The organism is Providencia sp. PROV119 (genome assembly GCF_028482435.1).
GTDB lineage: Bacteria > Pseudomonadota > Gammaproteobacteria > Enterobacterales > Enterobacteriaceae > Providencia > Providencia stuartii.
The window spans coordinates 323689-336832 of the sequence record NZ_JAMPQL010000001.1 but is presented as its reverse complement, the minus strand read 5'-3'; the positions used below and the strand labels follow the sequence as shown (position 1 = coordinate 336832).

Below are 13144 nucleotides of genomic sequence, written 5' to 3'. Positions count from 1 at the left end.
TAATTATTAGTGATAATAGAAATATCAGGGAGGAAACCTCCCTGATATCACATTTAATGTAAGATGTTTTTTATTGCGGGTAAATATTTTTCAGCATTATTGATACTATTATCATATTGGTAAATATCAGCGCGGTACTGAGGCTGTTGCTCTTTGTCTACCCACGCCGTTTGATAATAAAGATAAACGGGGATCCTATCCGGAATATTCACATAACGCGTACTTCCTGCTTTTACTGCACCATCAATACGCTTTTGCTCCCACCCTGCATCACCTAACAAGATACTGGCTAATTCGCTAGCTTTATTTACCCGTACACACCCTGAACTGATAGCACGTGCACTCCGATTAAATAAGCTGTGGTTCGGTGTATCATGCAGGTAGATTGCATCCGAACTTGGCATATTAAATTTATAGCGGCCTAATGAGTTGGTCGGCCCCGGTGCTTGGCGGATCCGATAAGGAAAATTCGCTGGAGTGATAACATCCCAATTGATGGAGTAAGGATCAATCTCAAAGGAGTCTTCCCCCCATCCGGAATAGACCGTGTAACCTTTGCGGCTAAAATAGCTAGGATCCTGCTTCCCTCTTGGTGCAATGTCTTTACGAGCCATGCTGGTAGGCACGCTCCAAGGTGGATTGATCACCACATTATTTAATGCACTGCTCATTATTGGCGTTTTACGATCAGGCCGGCCAACAATCACTTTCGAATCTAAAATCACTTCATCATTTAGGAAGAAATTTAATGAAAATGCAGGGATATTCACCAAGATCCCAGTGCCATTATTTTCAGGAATAATACGTAAGCGTTGAATATTCAACGCCATTAGCCCCGCTTTTTGCTGAGGTTTCATATTCAGCCAAACTTTGGTGCCTTTCCCCACCATACCGTCAGCTTCCAAGCCATAGCGCTGTTGAAATTTTTTGACAGCTTCAACTAGCTCATCACTGTACAAACGCGCATGTGCGGTCGCTTTGGCGATTTCTGCATCTGGCGCTGCGGCATCTAACTCTGTATTAATCGCCGTTTCATCAAGTAGCCCTTGGCGATACAAGATCTCACGTAAAGCGATAACATCATCACTCGATTGACCCGGTTTTAGGGTTTTGGTATCCACTAAAGCCAACCCATCGTCATCCATTTTTAGTTGCTTCAACATTTCTTCGCGCATAGGCTGATACAGGGAATGTTGAGGCGCTTGTAATTTGACCCATTCATTAAGGCGGTTTTCGGCGGCGGCATCCAACCATGGCTTCATTTGCTCTGCCGTAGGTGCCGCTATTTTGTAAGGCTGTTTCCGGTATAGCCAAAATTGTCCATTAGCTGAAACACCAGAAAGATATTGTAGATAACCCAACATGGCATCAGACAAAATCACATCACGGCCTAATTCGCTCAACTGAACATGTTCAAGGGCGGCTAACCACTCATTAAATTGAGGTTGTACCCCTGAAAGTGCCAGCTCCGCCAGTTGTTGCTGAAACTGTTCGATAGCCGTTTCATCTTGCCATAACAGTTTCATCTGCCGATCTGCATAAATCTTCGCGAGTTGTGAAGAAAAAACAGGTTTTATATCGGCAGGTAATGCTCCCGTAATTTGCGCTAAACTTTCAGTTGGTGTGATAGTCGCCACAGGGGTTGCCACCACCTCTTGCTGCAATGGCGCTTCTTCTGTCAAAATTAGCCCATTGTCTTGCGCTGAAAATACAGGAAGTTGTATCGACAACAGCCCACAAATTACCGAAAGTTGCAGAGCTTTCACTCTTTTCTTTGCCATAAATCCACCTTAAGTAACCACATGGATAACAATCATTTTTTATTATATTGAATATTAATTGTATTTAATTTCGAAAAGAATGTTATAGGAATTGGCTAATTTTGTCTTTAAATAACGCGAAACGATTTTACGCTTAGCCATTAAAACAGAATAAATACAACCAATGAAAAATAGACGTATTTACTGCTAAAATACCTAAAAACAAATCATAAAAATGAAATAATAACTAGATTGTTAAATTAAATATGACTTAAGTGTGATAGTTTCCTCTTTACACCTCTTTTGACTATTTCATGGCGAATGATACATTTACCTCTTATGAGTTAATCTTTGTGAGATACTAAAAAAGGCGCCAGGCGCCTTTATATTATTCATGTTATGTCGATTAACCTAATTAATATTCAGAGTTAATCACAACCTCTTCACCAAATTGCCCTGCTTTAGGTAATGGTTGGTAGGAGGAGTTTGCGGCACGTAAAATACGAATACCACGGATATTTAATTCACGAGCTGCGGCAATATCGGCATCAGCATCACCATAATAAATTTTTAATTTATGGTCACGCATCCAACTGACTTTATTATTTTGTCCCGGTTCATCCCCCGCAAAAATGACTGGGTTCATTTTATCTGCCGGGATACCAAGCCCTTCTTGTACATATTGGCTAACGGTTTCTGTTTTTGTCTTCGTGCGGCCAGTAATAAAGTAAACAGTATCACCACGTTTTAGATGCATTTGGACTAACTCGATGCCGACTTTTTTAGGCATGCTGAATTTATCCCATTCATTATTCATCTTTTCCCAAAATTCCCTATTTTTGAGATAACTAAAATCATTTGGAGAATATTCTAGTTTACCGCGATAAAAACCAGGACTGGAAAAAAGTACGGTATCATCAATATCAAAACCAACAGCCATAGGAGCTTGGCCTTCAAGGCTATTTTTAATTTGCTCAACAGAAACCCAATGAATTGGTTTCTGTTCAGCTAACTCTGCCACAGTTACCCCTGGGCTAACAACGTCTGGCATTAATACTTTTGCCTGTGACGTTGCCGTAAAGCTGAATACTAACGCGATGGCACTTAGGGTCAATGTCGTTTTTTTCATGTTGGATCCTTACTGATTTATTGACTATGCAGGCATCATGAAAGCAAGCCATAATTATACGAAATATAATTTATTTGGAATGCATCACAAGAATTCAGATAATAATGTCTTTTCTCTCATAAAAATGAGATTAATGTCTCATAGTGACTTTCTTATTCCGATCCAATTAACCACTATTCAGTAAATTTAACTTATGCGGATTTTTATTAAAAAAAAACGGCATTATTTCTAACGCCGTTTTTAGTGACTTAAATAGGTTAATTACCCTTGAGGCAATTGTGCTTGTGAACTTGGGTTATCTTGACCAAACCCTTTTAATCCAACAACGTGTACGTGCTCTCGATTATCAAACACTTTACGAACCAATTTATAGGTCGTTCCTTTTTCAGGACTGATATTCTCAGGTGCTGCAATAATCAGCTGCATTTCTAACCGCTCACACAGCTCAAACAAGGTGGCGATAGATTTTGCATCCAGTCGAGCGGCCTCATCGAGGAACAGCAAGCGGCAAGGAATGATATCTTTTGCACGTAAGCGACGTGACTCCTCTTCCCAGCTTTGCACCACCATAACCAATATCGACATCCCTGTACCAATCGCTTCACCTGTCGATAATGCACCACTTTCCGCCTTCAACCACCCATCGGATCCGCGGTTAACTTCAACTTCAAGTTCAAGGTAATTACGATAATCAAGTAACTCCTCACCGATAGTTTGCGGTAAGCGTTGCCCCATATCGATTTGTGGGTTCAAGCGTTGATAGAGCTTAGCCATCGCCTCAGAGAAGGTTAAACGCTGGCTGGTGAACAGATCTTGATGCAATTCGCTCTCTTCTGAGAGCACCGTCAATAACAGAGAATGGCTTTCTCGAATATTGACATTCAAGCGTACCCCTTTCACCTGACCAAACGCAACGGCCTGCAAGCCTTGGTTCAACATGCGAATACGGTTCTGTTCACGCTGAATGGTCTTACGAATAATGTTAGCCACACTCTTCGAACTGATCGCCAGTTTTTGCTCACGAGCCGTTAGCTCTTCTGTTAATCGAGCCAACTCAATTTCCATTTGCTCAATTGCATCGATGGGGTCATCAGTACGAATGATATCTTGACGAATACGCTCGCGAAGATGCTGATAAACAGCAATAAAGAATTGGATCTTACGCTCTGGGCGTTTCGGATCTTCAGATAAACGCAGCACATCACGTAAATGTTCATTATCTGCTACCGCTAAACGTAACGCCCCCAAAGCCTTATCCGACATTGAGCGTAAACTATCACCGTCGGTATAAGCCAATTCTCGACGGTGTAAACGCCGCTCAACACCATTGTCTTTCACCAAGCGCATGACAGCACACCAGCCAGCCTTAGCCGATACCACTTGTTCGCGCAATAGATAATAATCTTTCTCTAACTTGCGAATACGTTTTTGCAAGTTTTCCATTTCCGCTTCACATAAGGTCTGCTGTTTTTCTAGCTGGTTAATTCGGCTACGATTCGCCATGACAGATTGATGTAGCTCATCACGACGAATACGTGCACGCTCTTGCGCATCAGGATCCGCTTTAACACCAATATCCTGCATTTCTGCTTCTAGCTCTTTTAACATCTCTTGTTTGGTATCAAACGAGCTGCGAAGCGACGCTAAAACTTGATTGAATTGTGCTGATTGTGATTGCTGCTGACGTAACTGCTCACGAGCGCGGCTTCTTTCATTTTCAGCTTGCTCTAAGCGTTGGCGGAGTTTTTCGTTAAGGTCGGCATTCTCATTCACCATCCCCGTCGAATCACTGTAGCTAAAGTGGGCGCGACGCTGCACCACTTCCACCAAGGCAAAGGCCTGTTGTTTCGCGATTTGCTGACTATGTTTCGCATTCTCATAGTCTTGACGTAGCTGATCATGTTGCTCAGGGTCGCTCAATAACGCGGTAACGATAGGCTCTAGTTTTGCTAACGCCTGACCATGTTTATTTAAGAAATGGGCAGCTTCTTCTGCTTCTGAAAGCTCATCTCGAATTTCGTCAGCGCGATCCGCTAGCGTTTCATCCATCAATAACCCAACTAAAGGTAATAGTCGGTTTAATGCAGATAGAGACTCTTTACCCATTGCAAACTGTTGGCGCTGTTGCTGAGTTTGCTCTTCAAACTGAGCCAAATTACGCTCTATCTCAGTACGTTTTTGGTTTAAGGTGCGGATTTCGGCTTCGGGGTCGGCTTCAAAAGCTACCGAAATATGTTGACCAATAAAACGACTAAAAGCTTGATGTGCACGTTGAATTTTTTGTACGTCAAACGAGAGCGTTGCGTAGCGCTCAGCTAAGTTATCACGCTCTAGTGTCAATGCTTCTAAGCGTGTTTCACGGGCTGCTCGGCCAAATAAGGGCACTTCCGGATAACGAGAAAAACGCCATTGCCTATCTGACGAGCGTACTAATACCGCATTTTCAAACTCTTCTGCATCGAAAACACTGTCATCGAAGGATTGGGGATCCCCTTCAATAAAGTAAACATCTTCTGGGCAATCTTGCAACGTTTCTAATTGGCTGCGCACCACCGAAAGGTCTTGAACAACAATCCCATTTCGAGCAGGACCATACAGCGCCGAGAAATAAGGGGCATCTTCAATGGTGATATCGTCGTAGATTTCCGATAACAACACCCCACCAAAACGTTCTGCAAGGGCAAGTAAACGGCTATCTTCCGCACCACTAGGTTGACTGAGGCGCTCAATTTGCTTCTCTAATTCGCGACGTTGGCTCGCCACCTCGTCACGCTCAACGGTGATTTCCCTTTCCTGTTCAAGCAGTTGCTGCATGTACTCTGTAACAGCACCACTTGATTCAAATGATTGTTTGGCTTGTTCGTTAAGCTGAGTCAACGCTTCTTGTGCCATTAACCATGCAGGCGCTTTAGCCGTTAATACTTGAATGCGTTGACGAATTTGCTCAAGCTCTTGGCGCATCTGCATACGACGTTCGCCGCTTTCGTTGACACCAACACTTAATTCTTCTTGCTGCGCTTCCAATTCGGCCATTAGGCCATCTAATTCATCTGGCTCATAGCTTTTGTTATGTCGCTTACAAAATTCGTTTAATAAGCGCTCTGCATTTTGCTGACTGTCTAAGCGTTGTTGTAATTCAGCGAGTTGCATGCGTAATGGTTGCACTCGCTCTGCCAAATGTTGCTGTGAAGACCAATCGCGTAATAGCGCCCTTGCTTGCTGGTAAGCCTCGCTACGACTGACTTCACCTACCATACTTTTAACAAGTTGGTACGCTTGCTCAAACTGACTGTGTGCCGCATCCGCAACACTGATTTTTTGCTCTAATGTCAGTAACGCTTCTGTGGCCTGCTGCTCGCGAGCTTCAAAGGTTTCTAACCACTCGTCTGCATTTTCTATTGATAAGTCAGGTAATTGGCACAATTCACGCGCCCGAGTCAGTGCCTGCAATGCTTGCTGATATTGAATAGCTCGGGTTTGCTGGACATCAAGCGCCTGCTGATAATCAGCCAACTGGCTTTTTAATTCATCAACTTCAATTTCAGCCGCTTCAGCACGTGCTTCAAACTCTTCTTGGCGCTCTGTCGCCTCAGCAACCACTTCCGACTGCTCTTCAAGACGGAAAGTCAGCTCTTCAATATCGGCTTGGTAGCGATCGATTTTCTCTTGCTGACGCAATGCCGTCTGAACAAGGTTTAAATGGTCATTTGCAGCCTGATAATCAGCCTCTAAATCAGACGATGCATTATTTTGTTCGTTCAATTCGCGGGCAATTTCAACGCTACGAACTTGCTCTTGCCTCAACTGCTTACGGCTCGCCAATAGTTCACTACGCGCTGCCATTGCTGAATCAAGGTGAATACGTCGTTCATTGGAGTGACGCATATAATCGGCTGACACATAATCTGTAGCTTGGCTGATCAGATGTTTGAATAAATCACGATCCGATTGGGTTACGCGGATGGCTTCTAGTGTCAGGCGGTTTTCACGTAGCGCAGCTTCCATGTCTTGGAAAGCCTTACGTACTCCACTGTTTTCTGGCAATAAATAATCACGTAGCGAGCGAGTGATGGCACTAGAGATCCCGCCATACAATGACGCTTCAATCAGACGATAATATTTGCTACGGTCACTGGCTGAACGTAAACGCTTCGGTAAAACACCGAGTTCAAACAGGACTGAATGGTAATCCGTGATTGAGTTGAATTGCTTAAAGTGGAGGCCTTCTTGCTGTTCTAAACGCTCTTTTAATTCGTTGAGAGCGATAACTTTTGCTTGGCGCCCATCCACTATTTCGGTCAAAACTTCGGTCGGTACTGTCGCGATTGGCACACCTTGGATCATGAAAGGTTTAATATCGACTTTCTTATCACGACCCGCAACCTGTTGCAGCCTCACCCCAACAATGACGCGCTGATGTTTAGAGTTCAAAACATCCAAAACAGCATAACAGACCCCCGGGCGTAGCTTACCGTGTAAGCCTTTGTCGCGTGAACCTGTTGTTGCCCCTGCTTCGGTGGTATTACGGAAGTGCAGCAAGGTGAGATCGGGGATCATTGCGGTAATAAATGCCGCCATCGTTGTTGATTTACCTGCACCATTTCCCCCTGACAGCGTGGTCACCAGCTCATCAAGGTCAAAAGTACGCGCAAAAAAACCGTTCCAGTTAATCAGCGTCAGTGAGCGAAACTTCCCGCGTTCAATCATACTTGTTCATCCTCATCACTCTCAGCCGCATCTTGGTCTTCGTCTGTCTCTTCATCTTCACTATCCTGTAAGGATAACCCTTCTTCGAGGGAGATGGCCTCACCGTCACGGATCATACGTAATTGGGCTTCTTGAACGTTATCACCACTACGAACGTCAGCACCGAAACGGAATACCGATTCAGAAATAATAAATCTGTTCGAGTCGTTTTGAATAAAATGTACCATGCCTAAACGACGTAAGCGGTTCAGGGAGGTTCTCAGCTTTTCTTGTAGCTTTTGCTTATCCAAATCAGAACCGGTTGAGCGTTGATTAACAAATTTCAATAATTTGCTTTCATCCGCCAACGATAGTAGCTCTTCAAATAGCTCTTGGGCGGTAAAAATGCCTTGGTTAGTCAATCGTTCAGGACTTAAGTAGAGATAGCAAAGAATTTTCCCTACCATCATATCCAGCTCAGATAATACCGAGCGTGGGATCAAAGTTGTTGAACGGGGACGTAAATAGAAAAAGCCTTCCGGTGCCCGAATCAGTTCCACATTGTAGCGTGCATAAAATTGCTCTAACACCTCTTGAAAGTCCATCAAGAAGGCATGGTTATCAAGGTCATCAATACTAATATGACGCCCTGAACGCAATTGACTATCTAGCTCTGGGAAAATGGGGTTGGCCAATGCCTGAGCCAGTTTAACTGGCATAAATTGTTCAATATTTGTCGATGACATGTGCCTGCACCTTGGCTCCGTAATCATTAATTGCTAGCCACTCTGACGGCAATCCCGCCAAATCAGCCTCTGCGATACCTAATTTAACAGCCTGATCAATAATAATGCGTGTCACATCAAAGTGACGTTTCTGTGGATACTGCTTTAAGTACTCTTGTACGACTCGGGCAACATCCAGTGGCTGTTTTTCGCGTTTATAGAATGCCAGTTCAGCTTCCATAAGCTCGGCTAACCGATCGTTCACCTCGCTAAACTCTTCAAATTCAAGGTCTGGAGGCAATTCCCCCATCACCTCTTCATCGTTCAAGGCTAACTCTTCGTCACGCATATCAAATAGACGGTCCGCATTCGCGTAAGTCAGCGCCCATGGGCTATCAAGATATTGTTGAACGGATTGGCGTAAACGCTGCGAGAAAATACGGTTTTTATCCATATCAATTGCAGTACGGATAAATTTATGGACATGGCGGTCGTAACCAATCCAGAGATCGATAGATTGTTGACCCCAACTAACAATGCGGTCTAATTTGTTTTGCAAATCGTAAACTAGCCTATCCACCATATCGGAAAAGACTGGCGCATTCATATTCGCTTCTTGAATACGTAATAAATTCGCCTGTAATTTATCTCCGGCGGCTTCTAACGTATCCTGAAGCTCTCGCAATGTACCGGATGTCTCTGATAACAGCTGTTCACAGTTTGCGATAGCGGCCTGCCAATCTTGGTTGAGTAATGCAGCAATATCTTCTTTGATACTATTTTGCTGCTCATCCATCACGCGCTGAGATAAATCAATGCTGTCGAATATTTCAGCCACTGAATATTTCAGGGGGGCGAATACAAAACGGTGCCAATAAAATTCATCGCCGCCTTCTTCGGCTGCCTCTGCTGCCCTTTGTAGCTCACCTGCCACAATGGATAGCTGCATAGACAACCTTAATGTAGAAAACTCACGCTGACGAATGTAGTAGTCGCTTATTCCAATGCCAAGTGATGTCAAACGGTAAATGGCGTTACCTTCTGTAATATCACTGGTAAAACGGTTAAATATTTTCTGGCGAACCATATCATTGATAGCGTTGTTCGCCCTGACAGATAATGATTCCGTGGTCTGTTCAAAACCTTTACACACTTCACGGAATGCATCAATCAACTCCCCTTCATTCATTTCACCGTTAACGCGTTCGCTGTTTAATACCGCAACCGCCAGCAAGAAAGCTAAGCGCTCTGGAGGCAGTGAAATCGAAAAATCATTTTTTCGTGCCCAGGACACGAGTTCAGGGACGGTCTGGGAAAAATCACTCATAAATCGTCCTTTATTATTGGTTTTCGTGCCATGACATGAATATAACGCCCCATGCTGATGTAGGGTTCCTGACGACAATATTGTTGTTCTAAAGCCAAAAGCGCCGGAAAATCTTTTTGCTGTAACTGCCGACTTTGCAGGTAGTCATGAAAGACTCTGACGCCACTTTTGCCAATAATCTCCATTTTGCAATCAGACAACCATTCATCGACTTGTTGTGGTAGTAATGGATTTTGTGGCGATAATGAACGTTTACGTCGACGTTGGATATGCGGTGTAGCAAGATGAAAATTACCTAAAATCGCGTTTCGCATTACTAAACCATTTGCATTATAGAACATGACAGAAAATACGCCTTCTGGCCTAATTATATCTACCAACTGTTCAATTGCATATTTCTGTTCACTAATCCATTCAAGTACCGCATGAAATAGCACTAAATCAACCGTACCTTCAATATGTTGGCGAATATCTTGAACTGCACAATGAATAAAACGCATATTTTCGCTAATCCCTTGTTCTTCGGCAAGTTCATTAGCGCGTTCAAGCATTTCTTCGGATAAATCGCAAAGTATGACCTGATGTCCCATTGCCGCCAGTTTGCGCGAAAAGTGACCTTCGCCACCGCCTGCATCTAAGATACGCAATGTTTGCCCATTAAACTGAGATAAAATCAATTGGGTTAGATCTTGCCAAACAACCGCTTCGCGTATTTTACCTTTTGTCGTGCCATAGATATTTTTTGCAAATTTATCAGCAATATCATCAAAGTTGCGGTCTACCATGTATTATCCGGTACTCTTTAAATTAGCCATTCATGCCTGTTAACACAACGCCACCTTCCCAGCAAATGTTAAAATCAGCCAGTTCTTATTTCGCCGTTAATGAAATAAGATCAAATCCAGAATATGATTCAATATTAATTCGGCTAAAATAACGCTGTACATCTGCTTGATGTTTAAGGCTGCTGAAACCTAAATGATATACGCTCAATAACTCGATGTGCAGGGTTTGAACCGCTAGGAGCATCGATAGCTCTGTGACTCGTGCGAATGAGTGTAGTCAAAAATACAGCAACTTGAAGTATGACGATTATAACAGATAACGGCCTTATTTTGGCATAGTGCGGTCCTGAATTCAGCAGTCAGAACAATTAATTGACGATAAACTCCAAAAAATAGGTTCACTTATGCTATTTCTTTTAAAAAAATACTTGGGCGCCTTACTTATGCCGCTCCCTCTACTGCTGCTGATCGGGTTTATCGGCCTTATATTGCTGTGGTTTACACGCTGGCAAAAGAGTGGCAAGGCCTGTGTATCCATGAGCCTTATTGTTATTGCCCTTTTAGGGTTGCAGCCTATTTCTGACAGTTTACTTGCCCCTGTTGAAGGGAATTTCGATAAACGCTATGAACTGATCACAGAAAATCCCCCCGAGAATGTTCACTATATTGTCGTGCTCGGTGGTGGGTTTACCTATAATCCAGATTGGAGCCCGAGTTCTAACTTGCTCAACAATAGCCTGCCTCGCGTCACTGAAGGTGTCCGTTTATACCTAAAATACCCAGGAAGTAAGCTTATTTTTACAGGAAGCAAAGCGAATAGCACTATCAGTAGTGCAGAAGTTGCGGCCATGGTTGCTCAGTCACTTGGTGTACCTGCTAGCGATACGATTGCATTAACAGAGCCAAAGGATACGCAAGAAGAAGCATTTGAAGTGGAAAAAATAATTGGGAAAGAGCCGTTTTTGCTGGTGACCTCGGCGAACCACTTACCAAGAGCCATTTCCATGTTTACAGCACGCGGCATGCAGCCTATTCCTGCCCCTGCAAACCAATTGGCCATCAAAAGTGCACTCAATCCGTGGGAAAAATATTTCCCTTCCGCATTCTATTTTAGCCATAGCGAACGGGCTTGGTATGAATTAATCGGCTCTATTTGGTTTTATTTAAAGCCAGATAACACCGAAGCACTAGAAACCCCCATTTTAACGCCTGAGGCCATAGAAGCAGAATAAATAGAACAATAAAAAAGGTGTGGCTCAGAAATGAGTACACACCTTATATGGCTACCGATATTTATCGTTGCTTATTTAAATTGCTTTCTTACTAGCTCGAGATCTTCTGGAGTATCCACACCAGCACCCGGTGCTTTTTCAGCCACTGCCACATGTATTTTTTCGCCATACCAAAGCACTCTTAACTGCTCTAGCATTTCGATTTTCTCTAATGGGCTGGCTTCCCATTTAATATAACGACGAATAAACCCTGCGCGATAAGCGTAGATCCCAATATGACGTAAGAAATGATCACCGATAGCATTTTGGCTAACGGCGAATTTATCTCTATCCCATGGAATGGTCGCTCGAGAAAAGTAGAGCGCATAACCTTCGTGATCTGTCACTACTTTTACCGCATTTGGATTAAAGGCTTCTTGAGCATCATGAATAGGCACTGCCAATGTTCCCATCTGCGCTTGGCTACCTTGAAGGTTCCTTGCAACCTGGCTAATGATTTCAGGTGGGATCAAAGGCTCATCACCTTGTACATTCACAATGATTTCGTCGTCCGCAAAGCCATAGGTGTCAATGACCTCTGCTAAACGCTCTGTTCCTGATTGGTGGTTAGGATCAGTCATACAAGCTTCACCGCCTGCTTGGATAACTGCATTCGCAACGTCAGGGTGATCGGTCGCCACAACGACACGTGACGCCCCTGACTTAATGGCTTGCTCCATGACTCTGACAACCATCGGCTTGCCATGGATATCAGCAAGGGGTTTCCCCGGCAGTCGAGTAGAAGCATAACGAGCAGGAATAATAACAGTAAACATAATGATTACTGCCCTTCGTCTAATGCAACTTTGCGAGCTTCACTTTCCAACAAAACAGGAATGCCATCACGGATAGGATAGGCAAGGTGATCGAATTTGCAAATCAGTTCAAGGTTTTCTTTGTTGTAACTTAATTTGCCATGACAGATAGGGCATGCAATGATTTCAAGTAAACGGTGATCCATGTTTTCTCCCAAATGGATTTAACTCACTTCGGGTCAGGATAACACAAGCCGATATCACCGTTAACTCTAATCTTTTTGAATACGCTCTCCTGCGAGAAATTGAGAGGATAGAGGTGCAGGAGAAACGGTACTGTTAATGATTTAATTAATAAGCAATAACGTCAGCAGCCGTTATGCCATCTGAATTGCGAGTAACAGAAAACTCGACATTTTGACCTTCAAATAATGATTTGATTTTTTTATTTGCAATTGATTTACGTGTAACAAAGATATCATCACCGCCATTTATTGGTGAAATGAATCCATAACCCTTATTTGCATCAAACCATTTAACTCGACCCATATGTAATTGAAAATTCATATTAAAACTCCTTTTGTTCTGAGAACAATAATTCTATTTATTGTTGTACTATTACTCTTTACACGTTATACCCCATGATAAATTGCCGATTTATTAAAACGCTTTAAGAGCAAGTAAACGATTACTACCGGATGTACTG

The 13144-nt window shown here is 43.2% G+C and carries 10 protein-coding genes; 1 reads left to right on the top strand and 9 read right to left on the bottom strand.

Features of this window, described 5'->3' with window-relative positions; translation table 11 throughout:
• Positions 1-53: 53 nt before the first annotated feature.
• The 6 genes from ldtD to cmoM all read right to left on the bottom strand — a co-directional run bounded on the left by ldtD (position 54) and on the right by cmoM (position 10412).
• Positions 54-1781 carry a L,D-transpeptidase gene (ldtD, locus tag PSF11_RS01530; protein WP_072502951.1) on the bottom strand — a complete coding sequence of 576 codons (1728 nt, stop codon included), beginning with the start codon at positions 1779-1781 and terminating at the stop codon, positions 54-56.
• Between the two features lie 394 nt (positions 1782-2175).
• Positions 2176-2889 (bottom strand): acid phosphatase AphA, encoded by a 714-nt coding sequence (gene aphA, locus PSF11_RS01525; protein ID WP_004918158.1) that lies wholly within the window; start codon positions 2887-2889, stop codon positions 2176-2178.
• 261 nt (positions 2890-3150) lie between these two features.
• Complete coding sequence (gene mukB, locus PSF11_RS01520; RefSeq protein ID WP_004918156.1) at positions 3151-7596, bottom strand: chromosome partition protein MukB; 4446 nt, start codon at positions 7594-7596, stop codon at positions 3151-3153.
• Positions 7593-8321: a chromosome partition protein MukE gene (gene mukE / locus PSF11_RS01515; protein WP_004918154.1), complete on the bottom strand. Its 729-nt coding sequence runs from the start codon at positions 8319-8321 to the stop codon at positions 7593-7595. Before mukE ends, mukB begins: the two co-directional genes overlap by 4 nt.
• Positions 8302-9627, bottom strand: a complete 1326-nt coding sequence (gene mukF / locus PSF11_RS01510) for a chromosome partition protein MukF (RefSeq protein WP_004918153.1) — start codon at positions 9625-9627, stop codon at positions 8302-8304. Before mukF ends, mukE begins: the two co-directional genes overlap by 20 nt.
• Complete coding sequence (cmoM, locus tag PSF11_RS01505) at positions 9624-10412, bottom strand: tRNA uridine 5-oxyacetic acid(34) methyltransferase CmoM (RefSeq protein WP_004918152.1); 789 nt, start codon at positions 10410-10412, stop codon at positions 9624-9626. The genes mukF and cmoM overlap by 4 nt, the downstream gene beginning before the upstream one ends.
• A gap of 404 nt (positions 10413-10816) precedes the next feature.
• On the opposite strand from cmoM, the gene elyC reads away from it, so the two are divergent.
• Positions 10817-11644, top strand: a complete 828-nt coding sequence (gene elyC / locus PSF11_RS01500) for an envelope biogenesis factor ElyC (protein WP_036943618.1) — start codon at positions 10817-10819, stop codon at positions 11642-11644.
• A gap of 71 nt (positions 11645-11715) precedes the next feature.
• Here the strand turns inward: elyC and kdsB are convergent, their stop codons facing one another.
• The 3 genes from kdsB to PSF11_RS01485 form a co-directional block, all read right to left on the bottom strand.
• Entirely contained in the window at positions 11716-12459 is a 744-nt protein-coding gene (gene kdsB, locus PSF11_RS01495) for a 3-deoxy-manno-octulosonate cytidylyltransferase (RefSeq protein ID WP_014657931.1), read from the bottom strand.
• 5 nt (positions 12460-12464) lie between these two features.
• Positions 12465-12644 (bottom strand): Trm112 family protein, encoded by a 180-nt coding sequence (locus PSF11_RS01490; RefSeq protein WP_004918148.1) that lies wholly within the window; start codon positions 12642-12644, stop codon positions 12465-12467.
• A gap of 145 nt (positions 12645-12789) precedes the next feature.
• The gene (locus tag PSF11_RS01485; protein WP_004918147.1) at positions 12790-13005 is read right to left on the bottom strand and encodes a cold-shock protein; all 216 of its coding nucleotides are present in this window, start codon (positions 13003-13005) and stop codon (positions 12790-12792) included.
• Between the last annotated feature and the right edge of the window lie 139 nt (positions 13006-13144).

Excerpts from the sequence above, each read along its gene's own strand:
- elyC (WP_036943618.1), top strand. The coding sequence starts at position 10,817 with ATGCTATTTCTTTTAAAAAAATACTTGGGCGCCTTACTTATGCCGCTC.
- mukB (WP_004918156.1), bottom strand. The coding sequence starts at position 7,596 with ATGATTGAACGCGGGAAGTTTCGCTCACTGACGCTGATTAACTGGAAC.
- ldtD (WP_072502951.1), bottom strand. The coding sequence starts at position 1,781 with ATGGCAAAGAAAAGAGTGAAAGCTCTGCAACTTTCGGTAATTTGTGGG.
- PSF11_RS01490 (WP_004918148.1), bottom strand. The coding sequence starts at position 12,644 with ATGGATCACCGTTTACTTGAAATCATTGCATGCCCTATCTGTCATGGC.
- mukF (WP_004918153.1), bottom strand. The coding sequence starts at position 9,627 with ATGAGTGATTTTTCCCAGACCGTCCCTGAACTCGTGTCCTGGGCACGA.
- kdsB (WP_014657931.1), bottom strand. The coding sequence starts at position 12,459 with ATGTTTACTGTTATTATTCCTGCTCGTTATGCTTCTACTCGACTGCCG.
- cmoM (WP_004918152.1), bottom strand. The coding sequence starts at position 10,412 with ATGGTAGACCGCAACTTTGATGATATTGCTGATAAATTTGCAAAAAAT.
- PSF11_RS01485 (WP_004918147.1), bottom strand. The coding sequence starts at position 13,005 with ATGAATTTTCAATTACATATGGGTCGAGTTAAATGGTTTGATGCAAAT.
- mukE (WP_004918154.1), bottom strand. The coding sequence starts at position 8,321 with ATGTCATCGACAAATATTGAACAATTTATGCCAGTTAAACTGGCTCAG.
- aphA (WP_004918158.1), bottom strand. The coding sequence starts at position 2,889 with ATGAAAAAAACGACATTGACCCTAAGTGCCATCGCGTTAGTATTCAGC.